Source organism: Neorhizobium galegae (assembly GCF_017877055.1).
Lineage (GTDB): Bacteria > Pseudomonadota > Alphaproteobacteria > Rhizobiales > Rhizobiaceae > Neorhizobium > Neorhizobium galegae_D.
The window spans coordinates 54595-71861 of record NZ_JAGIPG010000007.1; the positions used below are offsets into that span (position 1 = coordinate 54595).

The window sequence follows — 17267 nt, forward strand, 5'->3', positions numbered from 1 at the left end:
GACTACCCCGCTTATGCGGGACGGTTTGCCGGCTTCTGGACGCTGGACAAAGGATCGCCCTCCGGAGCATCCAGCCGCCAGAGCAAGCGCACTCCGCCGCCCGGTGCTGCCTGGAGCGCCGGAACCGCCGACAGGAGTTTTCGCGTGAACGGATGCTGGGGCGCATCGAAGATGGTCGAACGATCTCCCTCTTCGACGATCCGGCCCTTGTCCATGACGATCACCCGGTCAGCCACCTGCTCGACCACACCGAGATCGTGGCTGATGAACAGGCACGAGAAGCCGTGGCGGTTCTGCAATTCCGTGAAGAGATCAAGGATCTGGGCGCGGACGGTCACATCCAGTGCCGAGACCGCTTCGTCGGCAATGACAAAACGTGGCCTGCGCACGATAGCGCGGGCGATCGCGGCACGCTGGCGCTGGCCGCCCGAAAGCTGGTGGGGAAACCGGTTGGCATAGTCTGCGCCAAGCTTTACCTCCTCCAGCACTTCGACCACCCGCTGCCTGGCGGCGGCCGTCCCCATGTCGCGTACATGGCGCAGCGGCTCACCCACAATCTGGCCGATGGTCTGGCGGGGATCGAGCGAGGAATAAGGATCCTGGAAGATCATCTGGCAATTCATGCGATAATCCCAGTAGGCCTTCTGATCCCGGCCGATCGGCGCGCCATCGAACCTGACCTCGCCGGCCGTGGCCTTGACCAGACCGGCGACGACCTGACCGAGCGTCGTCTTGCCCGATCCCGAACTGCCGACCACCGCCACCACCTGTTTGGGGGCGATATCAAGATCGATTCCGTGCAGAGCGCGGTGGGCCGGATCGCGCTTGAATAGTTTCTGGCGGCCTGGATACTCCACGACGAGATTGCGGATCGACACGATCGGCTGCTCTTCCTTTGGAAAGCTCCGGTCTGCCCCGCGCTTCGGCATCGCGCCCAGCAATTTTCGCGTATAGGGGTGTTTCGGCCGGGCTAGCAATTCGTCGCTCTTGCCCTGCTCGACGATTTCGCCGCGGCACATCACGATGATCCGGTCGCAGTATCGCGCCACCATGCCAAGGTCATGGCTGATCAAAAGAACAGCCGTCCCCTCCTCCCGCGTCAGGCCGACCATGAGCTCGAGGACGTCGCGTTGGACGACGGCATCCAATGCGGTAGTCGGCTCGTCCGCAATCAGCAGGGCAGGCCGCAGCAGCATCACGGAAGCCAGCATGATGCGCTGGCGCATGCCGCCGGAAAATTCGTGCGGATAGGCCCCGAGGGCTCTCTCGGGCTGATCCATCCCGACCCGTTGCAGCATGTCGAGGATCATCTCGCGCCGCTTCGCTTCCGGCAACCGACGGTGCAGCGCAAGGCCCTCGTCCAACTGATGACCAAGCAGCATGGACGGGTTGAGAGACGTCATCGGCTCCTGAAACACCATGCCGATACGGCTGCCGCGCAGCTGCCGCAGGCGGCGTGGAGCAATGCCGATGATCTCCTCGCCATCGAACTTGATGGAGCCGCCGGTGGTCGCGATACCGGGCGGCAAGAGGCCCATCGCGGCGCGGGCAGCCAAGGTCTTGCCGGATCCGGACTCGCCGACGATGCCAACGATCTCGCCCGCCTGGACGGTGAACCCGACATTCTTGACGACATCCAAGCCGATGCCGGTTACCCGAACGGAAAGGCTGTCCACTGAAAGAAGATTCTTTTCCATCATTAGGTCCTGTCGCGCATCCGCGGGTCCAGACGGTCGCGCAATGCGTCGCCAAGGAGATTGATACCAAGAAGCGTGATCGAGATGCAGAGGCCTGGCAGTACGGCGAGCCAGACTGCCTGTCCGATATAGGGCCGGGCCGAGGCCAGCATATTGCCCCAGGTGGGTGCCGGCGGTGGTACACCGAGACCTAGGAAGCTCAAGGAGCTTTCGGCCAGCAACACCCACCCGAACATCGACGTCGTCAGGACCGTCAACGGCGCGAGGCAGTTCGGCAAGACATGCCGCATCATCGTGTAGGCCTCTGAATTCCCAACAACCCGGGAGGCGGCGATAAATTCCCGCTCACGGATCGACAGCACAGTTCCCCGCACGACGCGTGCGACGGATGGCGCATAAGCGATGCCGAGGGCTACGATGATCCCGTATTTGTTGGCCCCCAGCACGGCCAGCAGGCCGAGCGCCAGCAGAATACCGGGAAAGGCAAGCAATGCGTCGTTGAGCGACATGACGATACGGTCGAACCAGCCGCGAGAATAGCCTGACGTCACCCCGATCAGGATACCGATCGTCACCGCGATAACGACTGTCGTAACCGAGATCCACACACTGGTCGCGGCGCCGGCCATCAGCCGGGACACCACGTCGCGCCCAAACTCGTCCGTTCCCAACCAATGTCCGGGACTTGGCGGCACAAGCTTGTCGCGGAAGCTGATGCCCAGTGGATCGTAAGGTGTCCAGATCGCACCGATGCCGGCTACGATGAACAAAACCCCGATGATGAAGCTGCCGATGGCAGCATTCGCTGCAACAAAATTTCTCATTCGATGGTCACCCTCGGATCGAAAAGTGGATAACAAAGATCGACCAACAGGTTCACGACCACATAGACCAGGGCCACCATCAACATGCAGCCCTGGATGACGGGATAGTCCCGGCCGAAGATCGCATCGACGAGGAGGCGGCCAATTCCAGGAATGGTAAAAACAGTTTCGACGACGGCGACACCGCCGAGGAGATTGCCGAGGACCAAGCCGATTAGCGTCCATGTCGGTCCGAACGAATTCTTGAAGGCATGCCGCCAGAGCACCGCGCCCTCCGTAAGCCCTTTCGCACGGGCATGGGTTATATAGTCGAGCCTCATGACCTCGAGCGTCGAGGCTCGCGCCATGCGCAGGATCACGCCCATTTCGTGCAGGAAAAGTGTGAGGATAGGCATGATCAAGTAAAGCGTTCCCCGCCAAGGATCTTCGGCAATCCCGACATAGCCCACGACCGGCAACCAGCGCAGTTTCAGTCCGAGAAAAAGAAGCAGGAGCAGGCCGAGCCAGAACGTTGGAATCGACATTAGAAGTGTGGCGATGGAGACGCAGCCTATGTCCAGCTTGCCGTTCTGACGCCAAGCGGCGAATACGCCGGCCGGCACGGCTGCGGCACAAGCCAACAGTACGGCCGCAACGACAACTTGGGCGGAGATCAGAAAACGCGACCAAACCAGGGGCAAGACCTGCTGCCCGCTGGCAATCGAGCTTCCCAGATCTCCGGTCAAAAGGTTGCCGAACCAGACAGCGAACTGCGTGGGTAGCGGTTTGTCGAGACCCAACTTGGCGTGGAGCATGGCGATGCTAGCTGGGTCGGCGTTGTCGCCCAACATCAGAGCCGCCGGATCGCCCGGAACCATGCGGATGAGCAAAAAAACAGATACGGTAACGATGAGCAGGGTCGGCAGCGCCATCGCTATTCGGGCCAGGATAAACCTCAGCATTGCGGGTCTCCGAAGAAAGTGACGATGTCTGTCGGTGTATCAATCTTTTTTGGTCACACCCCACATGCCATAGCTGAACGAAGTCGGTTCAACCCCCTCCACTTTGGCGCTATGGGCCATGCAAGCCACGCGATTGTGGGTGAGGATGATCGGCACGTCATTGAGAAGCATCGTGTGCAGCTTGTCGAAGATCGGCTGGCGCACGACCGGGTCGAGTGTCTCCATCGCCTTGTCGATCATCGTCAACGCGTCGGGATTGTCCCAGACCTTACGCGGCTGCTTGTCCTTGTCACCCGAGATCTGCTCAAAACCTGATGCGACGTCGAACCGGGGTGAATAGGAGGTGGATTGCATCATGTAGCCGCCCGTACCGTATTTGCTGAGCTGCGTCGGCCAGTCCAAGACTTCGATATTGACATTCAGACCGACTGCCTGCCACATCTGCTGAGCAAGCACCGTCATGGGAAAGCTGGGCACAGTCGATCGCTTGTTGGCATGAACGGTGATCTGCTGGCCTTTGTAACCTGCCTCCTTCAACAGCTCACGTGCTTTGTCGGGATTATACTCGAAGCCCTTTTTCTCGACGTCGCCGAAAAAACCAGACGTGTCGAAGACCGGGGAATTGTTGACCCGGCCAAGCCCTTCGGTCACGGCGTCTACGATCTGTTTGTAGTCAAGCGAAATGGCCAGCGCCTGACGGACACGAACGTCTCTCAAGACTGGATCGCGGGTCTGCAGGATGAATGCGTTTCGAACCGGCGTAGTGCCGACCTCGACTGCTAGGTTCTTGTTAGCGCGTAGTTCCTTGACGTCGCTTTCTGGGACCACGGCGACGTCTATTTCGCCGGATTCCAGACCAGCCTTTACCGTCGCCCCGTCAGGGATCGCCATGAAAACCACGTGATCGACCAATGGGGCCTTCTTACCGATGAAACCATCGCGCTCTTTGCCCGGCGGCGAAACATAATCTTTGTATGCATCGAACTGGACTGACTGGCCGTGCTTCCACACTCCGAATATGAAGGGGCCTGTGCCGATCGGTTTGTCCCAGCTCCCATCGGGCTTGAGGGAAGCTTTGTCGATAATCGCGAGCCCACCGCAGTCGGTGCGCGCCATGCTGTCCAGAAACAAGGCATCCGGCTTGTCGATCTGGAGAACGAATGTGTCGGCATCCGGTGCCGAATAGGAAACAACCTTGGTTCCGTTTGTCCCATTGAAGTCATTCAGGCAGTACCAGCTTGTCTTCGGGTTCATGTAGCGGTCGAAGTTCCAGACCACGTCAGCCGCCGTCAGCGGATTGCCGTTGTGAAACCTCACGCTCTTGCGGAGCTTGAAAGTGTAAGCCTTGCCGTCGGGCGAGATCTGATAGGACGCCGCAAGCAGTGGACCGACCGCGCCACCCTTGTCGTAGCTGACCAGTCCTTCCACGACATTGGTCATCACGACGTCCGTATTGCCGTCTCGGTTTACCCCCGGTTCGGAACTGCGAATGTCCTGGTTAAGAGCAACACGCAACGTCTGCCCAAACGTGGGTGACGTTACGACGAGCATGCCAAGCGCCAACAGCGCAACTCTTCTGAACATTATCGTTACCCTCTGTTTTGTTTATTTTCATTGTATTCATCCCAGTTTACGCATTTACGTCGCGACGTTCGGCGAGTACGTCGTGAAGGAAGTCCTCCACCGACCGCACGGCCCGCGGTCCGTCATGCGCCATATTCGGAACGAGATCGAAGCGAACGGGAATTCCTTCCTTCTCGAAGGATTGGCGCAGGCTCTCGAGCCGCTCCGGTCGCACCTTGCCGGCATGGTTGGCGTCAGGCATCCAGAAGCGGGACCCCTCCTTGTGGGTGATTTCCCAGGTTTCCAGGTCGGCTTTGCCGACAAGCATCTGGATCTTGACCTTCTTCATCGCCTCAATGTCGATGTCACGACCAAAGATCTGGGCGAAGTTACGGGTGCCCACCCACCAGTCGCGGGTGGGATCCAGCAGGGTGACGGAACCCGGAGCGCCGATCGTGCAGGCAAACAGCCGTTCCGGATGCAGCATCAGGAACCGATGGGCAAAATGCGCACCGCCGGAATATCCGAAAAGCGCGAATTTCGAGAAATCGCAGCTATATCTGGTCGCGATCTCGTCGATCATCGCCAGAAGAACGTGATCATACCGGATATTCCCCTCGATGATATATTTGAACCCGTCGCGGTTGCCGTCCCCTTGTGGTCCGATCGGGTAGAGCGGCGCCAGGATCATGACGTTGTGCCAGCGGGCGAAGGCGGCAAAATCGTCGCGATACCCGGTGAAATTGCGCCCGGTGCCGTGCTGCACGACTAAAAGTTCGGGCGATGGTCCGCCTCTGCTGACGGCCGGGGGGACGTAAAGGCAATAGGAAAAACGCGGATCCGAGGAGAGCGCGCGGATAGGCGTTTTGTTCAAGTCGTACACGTGGAAGGCCGATTCCTCCGGCGTTCGCGTTGGCGCTTGATCCATGGCTTCATCTCCGCAATAAATTGGCGCCAATTATTACGCATAAATATTCGCTTGCCGCAATAGGCAAAATGCGAGACAGCACGCGAGAAGGATGTGAGCAGATGAAGCGCAAAGAAGACAAGAGACCACTCGCCGACGAGATCGCCCAGGCCATCCAGCTTGGTGAGTTTCGGACAGGAGAATGGCTCCGGCAAATCGACCTCGAAGAGCGTTTTTCGGCGACCCGGTTTGATGTGCGCACGGCGCTCGAAGCGCTTGTCGTGCGTAAGGAAGTTCAACACGTCCGCAACAGAGGCTATAAGGTGCCGGCTTTGGAGCCGGAGATGATCGGCTATCATCGCGACGTGCGCGTTATCCTGGAATGTGGTGCAGTTCCGCAAATCGTGGCGAATGCGACCGCTGAAGACGTCGCCCGGTTATCCGCGCTTGCTGAGGCTTTTTCGGTCGCCGCCAAATCGGGGACGCACATGGACCAGAGCCGGACGAATCGGGAGTTCCACGAGGCGATGCATGCCCTGACAGGGAACCCGGTCCTGGTGGAAACGATCTGGTCGATCCGCGATCGAGGCCGCTCAGCTCCGTTTACGATCTGGCGGACACCGGACACGCTACGCCAGAGCGACGAAGACCACCATCAAATGGTCCGCTGTATCCGTGAGGGTAATGCCGCGGGGTTGTCCGAAGTAATCGAAAGCCATATTCGCCGACCGCACTGACGTTCACTGCGGTGGTAGGTAGCCACCGTGGTGCGATACGGGCATGCCAGTCAAACTTGGTTTCCCTATAATGTGAATAACTGTTCCCATAGAGGCAAAGCAGGGATGGAAGCGAGCAACCGCAAATCTCAAGTGCTCAAGACACATTTCGACCGCCACCGTTCCAGCCTGAGCAGATCGGAACTTGTCGTAGCCGAACATTTGCTCGCGATTCCGATCGACGTTCTTATTTTCCGAAGTGCCGAAGAAATTGCGGTCGAAACCGGAACGAGCGACGCAACTGTGATCAGGACTGCGAAGCGGCTGGGGTTCAGCGGTCTGCCCGAATTGAAACGCCTGTCCAGCCGGGTTATGGCCAAGACCATTCCCGCAGCGGATCGGCTGGAGCAGCGTTTTCGAGCGACCGGTGACGATCTGGCGAAGGTGGCGAACCAGATGTTCGTCGAGGCCTGCGAGGTTCTGACATCGACGAAAGACGCGCTGGATGAACAGGCGCTCCGTTCCGCCGTTGGCATGGTCGAAGAGGCCGATACCGTGTGGTGCCTGGGCATGGGCACATCCGAAACACCGGCGAAACATTGCGCGACTGCATTGAGCAGGGTCGGTGTGCGCACTCGCTGTTCGGGAGCGTCGGGCTTCGCGCTCGCCAACGAGCTGATCGATCTCCGTCCGCAAGATGTGGTCGTGCTGTTTCATGCCTCGCGGGAGGTGCCGGAGCTGAAGCTTGTCGTCGCCCAGATTGCTGCGATCGGATGCAAAGTCATCCTCGTCTGCGGTATTCAATTGCAGGAAATCTATCGCGATAAGGTATCGGCCATCCTGACCTGTCTCGGCGTTCGATCCAAATTGGCCAGCTGGAACGTTAGCGCTATCGTGCTGGCGGATATCATGACCTACGGCGTGGCGGTTCGAAGCAAGGATCGTGCGCTCGCCGCAAAGAAGCGACTTGCCGAACTCAGAACCGGCGTAGACCGCGGCGACTGACGCCCTTCACAATAAATATGACTTCTGCAGTTATGTTTATTGAAATCCTCACTACAATCTTGTAGTCAACGCGACATCCGAGTTTTCCATCACCGCAGGTCGCTATGAATCGCTCCCATCCTCCCCTACGCTTTTAGTGCTTTGCGAACGGCATGATTGCCGGCGCCGGCCGTCGGACTGAATCTCACATCCACGTGTGGCCAGATCAAAACCGCGCGACGCCTTCGCCCGGAGCGGACTTCCTGTGCCTTCAACTGATATCAGGGGGATATCAATGCTCAAACGAAATAACGCCTTCAGGACGGCACTGCTTGCCGCGGCTGCCCTTGTGCCCTTCCAGAGTTTTGGTCAGGACGCGGATACAACCCTGGAGCCGATCGTCATTACCGGAAATTGGCTGGACCAGCCCAACGAGGAAAAGGTTCTCAAGCACGCCGGCGCGCGCACCATCCTCGAACGCAAGGCATTCGAGGAGCGCGGCGTTCAGGATATCCGCGATGCGCTCAATCAAATCCCCGGCGTTCAGGTGCAGGAAAGTAACGGCACAGGCGGCAGCGATGTTTCGCTGAACCTCGGCGTGCGCGGCCTCGCCTCCCGGCTTTCTCCCCGGTCGACGGTCCTCATGGACGGCATCCCGCTGTCCTACGCGCCTTATGGCCAGCCGCAACTTTCGCTGTTTCCGCTGACACTCGGCAATGTCGATACGGTCGATGTCGTGCGCGGCGCAGGCTCGGTGCGCTACGGGCCGCAAAATGTCGGCGGCATCATCAATTTCGTGACGCATCCAATCCCAGATGACCCAACAGTTCGGTTCGGCTCCGGCACGGAGATTGCCGGCAATAATAGGCACGTGAAGGCGACCCCGACGTTCTTCGTCGGCGGCACCAATGATGATGGTCTGGGCGCCGCCCTCCTCTATTCGGGCATCCACGGCGAAGGGTTTCGCGACAGCAGCGACCGCTCGGATATCGACGACCTTATCCTGAAGGGCAAGTACGAGCTTTCGGATACCGATACGCTCGGCATCCAGTACCACCACTATAGTGGCGAAGGTACGATGCCGGGCGGCCTGACGAGCGCTGAATATGCCGATGATCCTTATCAGTCGACCCGACGCTGGGACGACTTCAGTGGACGTCGCAATGATATTTCGCTGCGCTATCAACACGATGACGGTGAGAACAATTTCGAGGTTCTTGCCTATTATGTGAACTCGTTCCGCGGCAGCCATGTGGAGCAGCAGGGAACGGGCGCAAGCGCCGGACTTTACCGCCTGACATCGGCACCGCGCGAATACGAATATTTCGGCATCGAGCCGCGCTACTCCCGTCTTTTCGAACTCGGTGGCACCAATCACGAACTGACGATCGGCTACCGTTTCCTGTGGGAGGAAAGCTCGGAGGTCGCAGCGCGAACTGCCTTCTACAACAGAGCAACTGGCATCAATCCCAATAGCCTCGCGATGAGCACCTACCAGACGAGTGATGGCGGAACGACGGCGCATGCCTTCTACATCGACGACAAGATAGAGGTCGGTAATTGGACAATCACCCCGGGCGTCCGTTACGAAATGATCAGCACCCACAACGACGTGGCCAATCTCACGGCCGGGGTGGTGACGAGCGCCTCCAATCCGCAAATCGATGCCCGAGAAATTCTTCCCACGCTTTCCGTTGCTTATCAGATCAACGACGCCTGGAGTGTTTTCGCAAACGCCGGCGTCTCCTTCGGCCCTCAACAATATAGCCACCTGGCTTCGACGACCGATGGGCTTCATCCGGAAAAGGCGACGACCTACGAAATCGGAACGCATTACCAGGGCGATCGCTGGAGCGCCGAGCTGACCGCTTTCTACATCGATTTCGACGAGGAACTGTTCCTTGGTCGTACTATCGTCGGCGAAGGCATCTGGACAAATCTTGGCGCGACCAAGCACCAGGGCATCGAGGCCGCCGGGCAATATGACCTGGGCGGCATCGCACCATGGCTGGATGGTCTGTCTCTCTACGCGACCTACACCTATACCGAAGCAACTTATGAGGCCGGCGGCTTCATGGGTCAGGATCTGCCCTTCTACTCCCGCCATGTCGGCTCAATCGGCGCCAGCTACCGCTATCAGGACTGGATCCTGAATGCGGACGTCTTCGCGCAATCCGGTCAGCATTCGCCGGGCAATCCCGATAGCGGGGCTTATGTGACGGAAGAGGATGCCACCGGCCGTCTCGGTGACCTTCCCGGCTACGGCATCGTCAATCTCCGCGTCGCCTATCAGCCGGAAGACGACAAGAATGCGCCCAAGCTGGCTTTCGGGGTGAAAAACCTGTTCGACAACGAATATTTCACCCGCTCGACGGACAACAACGGCGGCAAGTTCGTGGGTCAGCCGCGAACCTTCTTCCTGAATGCTTCGGTTGCCTTCTAGACCCATATCGACGAAATTGCAGGCCGGCTTTTGCCGGTCTGCTTCATAGCTGACGGAAACGGTTCGAGATGACGACGATGCGACGCAGTCTTACCTCTACATTTCTCGTGGCGCTGGCCGCCATGTTGTTTGCCTTGCCACAAGTTGTACAGGCACAGGAAACCCGCACGATTAACCATCTGCGCGGCAAGACGGAGATCTCCGGCCAGCCGACCCGCGTCGTCGCGATGGAATTTTCCTTCGTGCAGGCGCTCGACGCACTGGGCGTCACACCGGTCGGGATCACCGACGACAACCAGCCGAAGCGCATCGAACAACTGGTCGGCAAGAAGATCGACTATTCGTCGGTCGGCACCCGGCTCGAACCCAATCTGGAACTGGTGAGCACGCTTTCACCTGACCTGATCATCGCCGATGACCTTCGCCATTCGGCGATCTATTCGCAGCTCAGCCAGCTTGCGCCGACCATCGTGCTGAACAGCTGGGAGGGCGATTACCAGACGATCAAGGACTCTGTCGTCACGATCGCAGCCGCGCTGGGCGACAAGGCAAAGGGCGAAAAGGTGATCGCCGAGCACGACGCGCGCATCAAGTCACTGATCGGCAAGATCCCGGCCGGAGAGAACCGCCGTTTCCTGTTGGCCGTCGCCAATCCGGACTCCATGAGCCTGCACACATCTTCTTCCTTCTCCGGTTCGGTCTTCAAGGCCATGGGCCTGACCCCGGCAGTGGACGGCAAGGATGCGGTCGAAAGCGGCGCCGGCCTGGAACGGCTCGTCGCGGTCAATCCGGACGTGTTTCTCGTTGCGACTGACAGCCCCGGCACGGTCTTCGAGCAGTGGAAGGGCAATGCCGCCTGGCGGAACATTTCGGCCGTCAAAAACGGCATGGTCTTCGAGGTCGACCGCAACCAGTTTTCGCGCTTTCGCGGACTGAAGACGGCCGAGTTGATGGTCAAGGAAACTCTTGCCAAGGTCTATAAGGTCGAGTGAGCCGTGGCCACAGACGTCGCAAAGGCTAAAATGCACAACGGCGCCTCAAATCCCCTTGCGGTCGGGGCCGTATTTCTCATTCTGCTCGCCGGTGCGGTGGTTGCCGGTATCGCTCTTGGCGTTTCGAACCTCCCAGTCCTGCGCGCCCTGCAGCTGCTCTTTTCGCCCGACGGCTCGGCCGATAGCGCACTTGTCTGGGATGTCCGTTTACCGCGCGTTGCCCTAGCAGCAACAGTTGGCGCCAATCTTGCGATCGCGGGTGCTCTGATCCAGACATTGACACGCAACCCCCTCGCCTCTCCACAGACATTCGGCATCAATGCAGGCGCATCACTGGTAATCGTTGTCTGCCTGATCGTATGGCCGGAAATTCGCGGGCCCGGTATGGTCTGGCCAGCATTTGCGGGTGCAGCGGCGATCGGTTTCGCCATGTGGGCGCTATCGGTTTCCGGTACTATGAACGATATGAAGCTGGCGCTTGCCGGCATCTCTCTCCAACTTGTGCTGGCAGCCCTGGTGCAGGCGATCCTGATCGCCAACAACGCCGCGCAGGACATCGTCTACTGGCTGGCCGGTTCGATCAACGGCGCGCAATGGTCGAAGGTCTGGATTATCCTGCCTTTCACATTGGCCGGCGGCGCGGTGGCGTTGATTGCCGGCCGGCATTTCGACGTGCTGGCGCTCGATGCGACAACCAGCCTCTCGCTCGGTCAGAATGCCAGGCGTGTCGGCGGGCTCGCCGCGCTCCTCATCGTCGTGCTCGCCGGTTCCGCGGTCGCGGTCAGCGGCCCGATCGGCTTCATTGGCCTGCTCGTTCCGCATATCGTACAACGTCTGGTGGGCGGCGATCACCTGACGGTGCTCGTACTCAGCGCCATCTGTGGGCCGTTGCTGCTCAACTCCGCCGACCTCCTCGGCCGCGTCGCTGCCTTTCCGGCCGAAACGCCGGTCGGCATCGTTACTGCGCTGATCGGTGCGCCCACCTTCCTCCTCATCCTCTGGAAACAGAGGGTGAGATGAACGTAGACGTCATGAGCCGGACGACCAACAGAATCGATCTGCGCGCCCTCACGACCGGCCTCATTGCTCTTGGGCTCATTCTTGTGATCGCCGTGCTTGCGATGACCATCGGTGCGGTCACATTGTCGATCGGCCAGGTGCTCGACGGGCTGGCAGGCGGCAAGAGCGCCTTCATCGTCACTCAGTATCGCGTGCCCCGTGTGGCAATCTCGATTCTTGCCGGCGGCTCCTTCGGCGTGGCCGGCGTCTTCCTGCAAGGAGCATTGCGCAATCCCCTCGCCTCGCCGGACGTTGTCGGCATCACCAAATGCGCCGGCCTCGGTGCCTTCCTCGCCGGCATCCTTACACCACCTGCCTGGGCGATATGGGCCGTTCCGTCGGGGGTGTTCGCGGGCGCGATGATCGGCGCGCTCATTCTTCTCACCGTCGGCCGCAGCTTCGGCGGTGGCATAGCGGCACTTGCGCTGGTCGGCGTGGCACTCGGCCTCTTTGCCCAAGCGCTGATGCAATATGTCATGGTTCTCTTCCCGACCCGCGCCGACCAGGCCATGATCTGGCTCGCCGGCAGCGTCTATGGCAGCACGGGCACCAAGGTGGTCGCGCTCGCGATCTGGCTTGCGCTCTGCCTGCCGTTGGTCATCGTTGCGAGCATGAAACTCGATGCGGGTGGATTCGCCGACGATACGCTCATCAGCCTCGGCATTTCCCCTGGCTTGTTGCGCGGCGGTCTGATCATTGTCTCGGTGCTGCTGACCGCCGGTGCGGTGGCGAGCGTTGGAAGCATGGGATTTCTCGGCCTGCTCGCTCCACATGCGGCCCGGCTTATGGTTGGCGCCCGCGCCCGACATCTGGTGCCGGTCAGCGCACTGCTCGGAGCGCTGACTCTTTCGGCAGCCGATCTTGTCGGGCGCATCATCGCCCTGCCGAACGAAATCCCCGCGGGTATCGTTGCCGCCGTGATCGGTGGCCCTTACCTCATTTTCCTGCTCATCAAGGAGGCGGGCCGTCATGAATGATACCAGCCAATCCCGCCTCTCCTCCAAGGACCTGACACTCGGCTACGCGACGTCGAAGATTCTTGAACATGTCGACATTGCCATTCCAGACGGGAAGATTACCGCGCTGATCGGCGCAAACGGCAGCGGCAAGTCGACGTTGCTCAAAACGCTTGGCCGCATCCTGCAGCCGATCGAAGGCACCGTCTTTCTCGATGGCAAGGCGATTGCCAGTATCCCCAGCCGCGACATCGCCCGCGCGCTGGCGCTGTTGCCGCAGAGCCCCATTTCACCGGACGGATTGACAGTCCGGCAACTGTGCCGCTTCGGCCGCCATCCGCATAAGGGCATGTTGGCGCGTATCACGCGGCACGACGAAGAAATCGTCGAGCATGCCATCGCTGCTACCGGGCTCACCGACCTTACCGAGCGGCCGCTTGACCGCCTCTCCGGCGGCCAACGCCAGCGCGCATGGATCGCCATGGCGCTTGCCCAGCAAACGCCGATCCTGCTGCTTGACGAACCGACCACTTATCTGGACATCGCCCATCAGCTCGAAGTGCTCGAACTGCTGAGGGAACTGAACCGGAAACAGGGGCGCACCATCGTCATGGTCGTGCACGACCTGAACCATGCAGCCCAATATGCCGATCACATCGTTGCCGTCGCAAACGGCGGCATCCACGCCGCGGGCCGCCCGACAGATCTCCTGAGGCCGGCCCTGATCAAGATCGTCTTCGGTGTCGATGCAATGGTCATCCCGCATCCGATAGACGGCACGCCCCTTTGCCTGCCCTTTGCAAGCGGGCAATAGCGACCGGCCATCCCATCTAAACGACAGAGCTTCTCAAACCCGATCCAGAGTCCCGCATTAAACGGCAACATCTGGGTCGCGCCGCAGGGTGATTTCACCGATTCCCATCTGGCAATACTGAACACGCTGACTCCATTGCGCCGAGGATCGCCATATTGATCCCGACGATATGTGGGGCCTGATAACCCGTATTTTAAAGATCGGGGTCCTTCTCGCCGCACACTGCGGAGCCCTGCATCGTTCACCGCATGCGACAAGACGCTCGGCGCGTGCAACGCGGCGCGCGCCGCCCGAGACATGCCCTATTGGGCCGCGGCCTTGGCCGCGCCGGTCGGTTGGGCAGCGCCCTCGCGCTGCAGGCACAGAAACAGTGCCGCGGGTGATGTCACGTTGTTTGACTGAAGCCGGGCGAAGGGCTTGCCGTTGAACTCAGGCAGCTGCGCCGGTTACAGCCTTCCACTGCGCCATTGCGCGGATACGATGAATGTGGGTGGCGAGGGCGGTGTGCTTCTGGTGGGACGGGACGAAGTGATTTCTGATTGCCGAAAAGACCCCGATGAATCGTTGCAATCCGCCGGCGGATCGGAAGCCTTGCATCATCCGTTCTCGCTTTCGCAGCGGCAGATGTGAATTCTCCGCACGATTGTTCAGGCCTTTATGCGAGTGATGTTCAACGGTAGGCATGACGTCTCGCTTTGCCGCTCCATATGAGCGCAGCTTGTCGGCAACGATGCGCTTTGGCGACAGGCCTTGCTTCTTCAGTAACCTGATCGACAACCGCTTGGCTGCCTTTGTATCACGGCGGATCTGGACGATCTCGTCGAGAACATAGCCGTCCTGGTCTACGGCTCGCCAAAGCCAGTGCTTCCGGCCACCGATGGAATCACCACTTCGTCCAGATGCCAGATGTCCTTTCGCGACGGCTTCTTTTTAAAGCCACACGGAATGGGCAATGATCGGCGGTGGAAAACGATGGTTCTTGTAGCTGACGATCGACCGGTTCATCGCGCCGGATTAGCAATCAACCGTTAAGCCACTAACAACGTGACATCACCCGTGAGTTCATTCACCGACCGACAACGCGACGACCTTGGATTTGAAAATCCGCCCCTTGGTCCAGTGTCGAAGTTCGACGGTTTCGAACTCGAGGTCTGGGTGGCGAAACAGTCGTCGGAGGCATTGCAGTACCAACTCGTCAGAGGAATTCAGGACTGAGCGGGCGGCGTGTCCATATTCCTTATCAGGGAGAATTCAGGAAAATCTCAGCGGAACTTTCGGGACTTCAAATCGGCCTGGCCATGGGCGCGGCATCGATGATCTCCGTCGGACCCAACAACCTGATGCTTCTTCGCGAAGGACTTATGCGCGGCCGAAGCGGCCTGATGGTGGGCCTCGTTCTTGGTAGCTACAGCGTGTTGGTGTCGCTCGCGCTGGCTATGGCGGCAGCGTCAATCTCGATTAAGCAGGAGTGGCAGACGGCCTTGTGCTGGGGCGGCCTGGCGGCACTGTGCTGGTTTGCGATCCAGTCATTTCATGCAGCTTTTCGGACATCATCGAAAAACACAAGCACCTGTCCGAACGAATCCGCGCTCGCCTGCGCGCGGCGTGTTCTCAAGATCGTCTGGGGCAATCCGCTGACTTATGTCGAACTGCTGCTGATCCCGGCGGCGCTTGCGCAATCTATGTCGGGCGGCGGAGATCGCATCGAGTTTGCGGCGGCCCTCTTACTGGCATCTGCCGTCTGCTGCTTCGGATCTGCCTATGGAGGCGAAGCGCTTGCGCGGATCGTCCTAGCCGCGCTGGCTTCCGGTCCGTTTCCTGGACCAGTCGCCCGATGAGAACGAGGACAACCGCTCCAATCGGGACGTTGATCAGCAGCGACCAACGCCAGGAGAGCAAGTCGGTCAACGCCCCGCCGAGAATAAGGCCGATAGACGCTCCGACCGAGGAAATCGAGATGAATAGGGAGAGGCCACGGGTCCGCTCGGCTTCATCACGCGCCATCGTCGTGATGAGGGCGAGGACGCTTGGTCCGGCAAGGGCTGCCCCGGCACCCTGGAGAACACGTGCCAGGATCAGGAGAAATAGCGTTCCAGCAATACCGCCCAGAAGCGACGCGGCCACGAAGACAGCAATGCCAATCTTGAAGGCTTTCACCTGCCCGTAGATGTCACCGAGGCGCCCCCCAAGCAGGAGAAGGCCGCCGAACGCCAAGGCGAAGGCGTTAGGCACCCACGAAAGCCCGGCCGGGGTGAATCCGAGCTCTGTCTGGATCTTCGGCAGCGCGACCAGCACGATCAGGAAGTCCATCGTCAGCATGAGCTGAGCCGTCAGGATCGTCGCCAGCGCCAGCGCTGGTCGAAGTCGTGCGCAATTCGAGGACATGGGTCCTCCTTCGCTGGTCGCCATGTCGCGCCACCTTTTCAAGAAGTCTTGGTGTTGAAGGATTGGGTCGGGCTTAGCTCAGCCGATGGGCATCAAACCTGTGATGCGCCGCCGTCGACGACCAGTTCGACGCCGTTGATGTAGCCGGCATCGTCGCTTGCAAGAAACGCAACGGCTTTCGCGATGTCTTCCGGCTGCCCGAGGCGGCCGACAGTGCTTTTGGTTTCAAGAAAGGCGAGGATCTCGTCACGCTTGTCATCGGGGAAGAAGTCGTAGAGCGACTGGGTTCTGACCGGGCCGGGGCTGACGACGTTAATGCGGACGCCGGAACCCCTGATATCCTCGATCCAGGATCTCGCCAGATTCCGAAGCCCGGCCTTCGTGGCTCCGTAGACGCTCATCATGCTGCCCGGCTGGATGGAGGCAGTTGATCCGATCAGGACTACCGCGGAGCCAGATTTCATCAGCGGCAGAGCTTTCTGCACGGTGAAGATGACACCTTTCAGATTGGTGTCGAAGATGCTGTCATACTGCTCCTCGGTGATCGCACCCAATGGAGCCAGGATATCGAAGCCAGCATTGGCGACAAGTATATCGATCGCCGAATACTCAGCCTTGATGGCCGCATACAGCGAGTCGAGCTCCTGGAGGTTCGACACATCCGCCTTGATGCCCTTCGTGCCGGCACCAATCTCTTTCACCGCTGCACGACCGACGATCTCTATGGCTTTCTGACCACGGATCCCAACGATCTCGTCAAGCCGATCCACGAGAAAGCAATGCCGGTTCTGTTGCTGACGAAGGAGGAGATGGACATCTGGATGCGGGCGCCTTGGGAGGAGGCAAAGGAGCTTGCTCGCCCGCTTCCGAATGATGCGCTGATCATTCTGTCGCGTGAGCCCTATGGATCATCGATCGTGTCGAAATCCGGTGAGCCTGTAGAGCAAGACAATCTCCTGTAACGCACTGGCCTTCCGAGATCTCGT

At 59.7% G+C, this 17267-nt stretch carries 14 protein-coding genes and 3 pseudogenes; 9 read left to right on the forward strand and 8 right to left on the reverse strand.

The window, feature by feature from the left end; all coding sequences use genetic code 11:
• Positions 1 to 11: 11 nt before the first annotated feature.
• Genes J2857_RS29415 through J2857_RS29435 form a run of 5 tightly spaced genes read right to left on the reverse strand, consistent with a single transcriptional unit; the run spans position 12 to position 5953 of the window.
• Positions 12 to 1700, reverse strand: coding sequence for an ABC transporter ATP-binding protein (locus tag J2857_RS29415; RefSeq protein ID WP_210013617.1), 1689 nt, complete (start codon positions 1698 to 1700; stop codon positions 12 to 14).
• Entirely contained in the window at positions 1700 to 2521 is an 822-nt protein-coding gene (locus J2857_RS29420; RefSeq protein ID WP_210013618.1) for an ABC transporter permease, read from the reverse strand. Before J2857_RS29420 ends, J2857_RS29415 begins: the two co-directional genes overlap by 1 nt.
• Positions 2518 to 3462 carry an ABC transporter permease gene (locus J2857_RS29425; RefSeq protein ID WP_210013619.1) on the reverse strand — a complete coding sequence of 315 codons (945 nt, stop codon included), beginning with the start codon at positions 3460 to 3462 and terminating at the stop codon, positions 2518 to 2520. Before J2857_RS29425 ends, J2857_RS29420 begins: the two co-directional genes overlap by 4 nt.
• A gap of 39 nt (positions 3463 to 3501) precedes the next feature.
• Positions 3502 to 5046, reverse strand: coding sequence for an ABC transporter substrate-binding protein (locus J2857_RS29430; RefSeq protein ID WP_210013620.1), 1545 nt, complete (start codon positions 5044 to 5046; stop codon positions 3502 to 3504).
• Between the two features lie 46 nt (positions 5047 to 5092).
• On the reverse strand, positions 5093 to 5953 hold the full coding sequence (locus tag J2857_RS29435) for an alpha/beta hydrolase (protein ID WP_210013621.1): 861 nt from the start codon (positions 5951 to 5953) through the stop codon (positions 5093 to 5095).
• Between the two features lie 101 nt (positions 5954 to 6054).
• Here J2857_RS29435 and J2857_RS29440 point away from each other — a divergent pair, with 101 nt between their 5' ends.
• From J2857_RS29440 to J2857_RS29470, 7 genes are all read left to right on the forward strand, one after another.
• Positions 6055 to 6669 carry a GntR family transcriptional regulator gene (locus J2857_RS29440; protein ID WP_210013622.1) on the forward strand — a complete coding sequence of 205 codons (615 nt, stop codon included), beginning with the start codon at positions 6055 to 6057 and terminating at the stop codon, positions 6667 to 6669.
• Between the two features lie 105 nt (positions 6670 to 6774).
• Positions 6775 to 7653 (forward strand): MurR/RpiR family transcriptional regulator, encoded by an 879-nt coding sequence (locus J2857_RS29445; RefSeq protein ID WP_210013623.1) that lies wholly within the window; start codon positions 6775 to 6777, stop codon positions 7651 to 7653.
• Positions 7654 to 7927: 274 nt separating this feature from the next.
• A complete protein-coding gene (locus tag J2857_RS29450) occupies positions 7928 to 10075 on the forward strand; it encodes a TonB-dependent receptor family protein (RefSeq protein WP_210013624.1) in 2148 nt (715 codons plus the stop codon).
• 77 nt (positions 10076 to 10152) lie between these two features.
• Positions 10153 to 11067: an ABC transporter substrate-binding protein gene (locus tag J2857_RS29455; protein ID WP_245364010.1), complete on the forward strand. Its 915-nt coding sequence runs from the start codon at positions 10153 to 10155 to the stop codon at positions 11065 to 11067.
• 3 nt (positions 11068 to 11070) lie between these two features.
• Complete coding sequence (locus tag J2857_RS29460) at positions 11071 to 12087, forward strand: FecCD family ABC transporter permease (RefSeq protein ID WP_348635742.1); 1017 nt, start codon at positions 11071 to 11073, stop codon at positions 12085 to 12087.
• Positions 12084 to 13103 carry a FecCD family ABC transporter permease gene (locus J2857_RS29465; RefSeq protein ID WP_245364012.1) on the forward strand — a complete coding sequence of 340 codons (1020 nt, stop codon included), beginning with the start codon at positions 12084 to 12086 and terminating at the stop codon, positions 13101 to 13103. Before J2857_RS29460 ends, J2857_RS29465 begins: the two co-directional genes overlap by 4 nt.
• Positions 13096 to 13896: an ABC transporter ATP-binding protein gene (locus tag J2857_RS29470; RefSeq protein WP_210013626.1), complete on the forward strand. Its 801-nt coding sequence runs from the start codon at positions 13096 to 13098 to the stop codon at positions 13894 to 13896. The genes J2857_RS29465 and J2857_RS29470 overlap by 8 nt, the downstream gene beginning before the upstream one ends.
• A 429-nt stretch (positions 13897 to 14325) precedes the next feature.
• On the opposite strand, the pseudogene J2857_RS29475 reads toward J2857_RS29470, so the two are convergent.
• Positions 14326 to 14901 (reverse strand): annotated as a pseudogene (locus J2857_RS29475) (IS6 family transposase).
• Positions 14902 to 15257: 356 nt separating this feature from the next.
• Between J2857_RS29475 and J2857_RS31590 the strand changes: the two are divergent.
• Positions 15258 to 15734, forward strand: coding sequence for a hypothetical protein (locus tag J2857_RS31590; RefSeq protein WP_432420193.1), 477 nt, complete (start codon positions 15258 to 15260; stop codon positions 15732 to 15734).
• On the opposite strand, the pseudogene J2857_RS29485 reads toward J2857_RS31590, so the two are convergent.
• Positions 15685 to 16305, reverse strand: a pseudogene (locus J2857_RS29485) (MFS transporter); the annotation flags it as partial. The gene J2857_RS31590 and the pseudogene J2857_RS29485 sit on opposite strands and share 50 nt — an antisense overlap.
• Before the next feature lie 68 nt (positions 16306 to 16373).
• Positions 16374 to 17051, reverse strand: a complete 678-nt coding sequence (locus J2857_RS29490; protein WP_348635743.1) for an SDR family NAD(P)-dependent oxidoreductase — start codon at positions 17049 to 17051, stop codon at positions 16374 to 16376.
• On the opposite strand from J2857_RS29490, the pseudogene J2857_RS29495 reads away from it, so the two are divergent.
• A pseudogene (locus J2857_RS29495) lies at positions 16989 to 17243 on the forward strand (SOS response-associated peptidase); the annotation flags it as partial. The gene J2857_RS29490 and the pseudogene J2857_RS29495 overlap by 63 nt on opposite strands.
• Between the last annotated feature and the right edge of the window lie 24 nt (positions 17244 to 17267).

Coding starts and splice junctions, on each gene's coding strand:
- J2857_RS29415 (WP_210013617.1), bottom strand. CDS start 1,700: ATGATGGAAAAGAATCTTCTTTCAGTGGACAGCCTTTCCGTTCGGGTA.
- J2857_RS29420 (WP_210013618.1), bottom strand. CDS start 2,521: ATGAGAAATTTTGTTGCAGCGAATGCTGCCATCGGCAGCTTCATCATC.
- J2857_RS29425 (WP_210013619.1), bottom strand. CDS start 3,462: ATGCTGAGGTTTATCCTGGCCCGAATAGCGATGGCGCTGCCGACCCTG.
- J2857_RS29430 (WP_210013620.1), bottom strand. CDS start 5,046: ATGTTCAGAAGAGTTGCGCTGTTGGCGCTTGGCATGCTCGTCGTAACG.
- J2857_RS29435 (WP_210013621.1), bottom strand. CDS start 5,953: ATGGATCAAGCGCCAACGCGAACGCCGGAGGAATCGGCCTTCCACGTG.
- J2857_RS29440 (WP_210013622.1), top strand. CDS start 6,055: ATGAAGCGCAAAGAAGACAAGAGACCACTCGCCGACGAGATCGCCCAG.
- J2857_RS29445 (WP_210013623.1), top strand. CDS start 6,775: ATGGAAGCGAGCAACCGCAAATCTCAAGTGCTCAAGACACATTTCGAC.
- J2857_RS29450 (WP_210013624.1), top strand. CDS start 7,928: ATGCTCAAACGAAATAACGCCTTCAGGACGGCACTGCTTGCCGCGGCT.
- J2857_RS29455 (WP_245364010.1), top strand. CDS start 10,153: ATGCGACGCAGTCTTACCTCTACATTTCTCGTGGCGCTGGCCGCCATG.
- J2857_RS29465 (WP_245364012.1), top strand. CDS start 12,084: ATGAACGTAGACGTCATGAGCCGGACGACCAACAGAATCGATCTGCGC.
- J2857_RS29470 (WP_210013626.1), top strand. CDS start 13,096: ATGAATGATACCAGCCAATCCCGCCTCTCCTCCAAGGACCTGACACTC.
- J2857_RS31590 (WP_432420193.1), top strand. CDS start 15,258: ATGCGCGGCCGAAGCGGCCTGATGGTGGGCCTCGTTCTTGGTAGCTAC.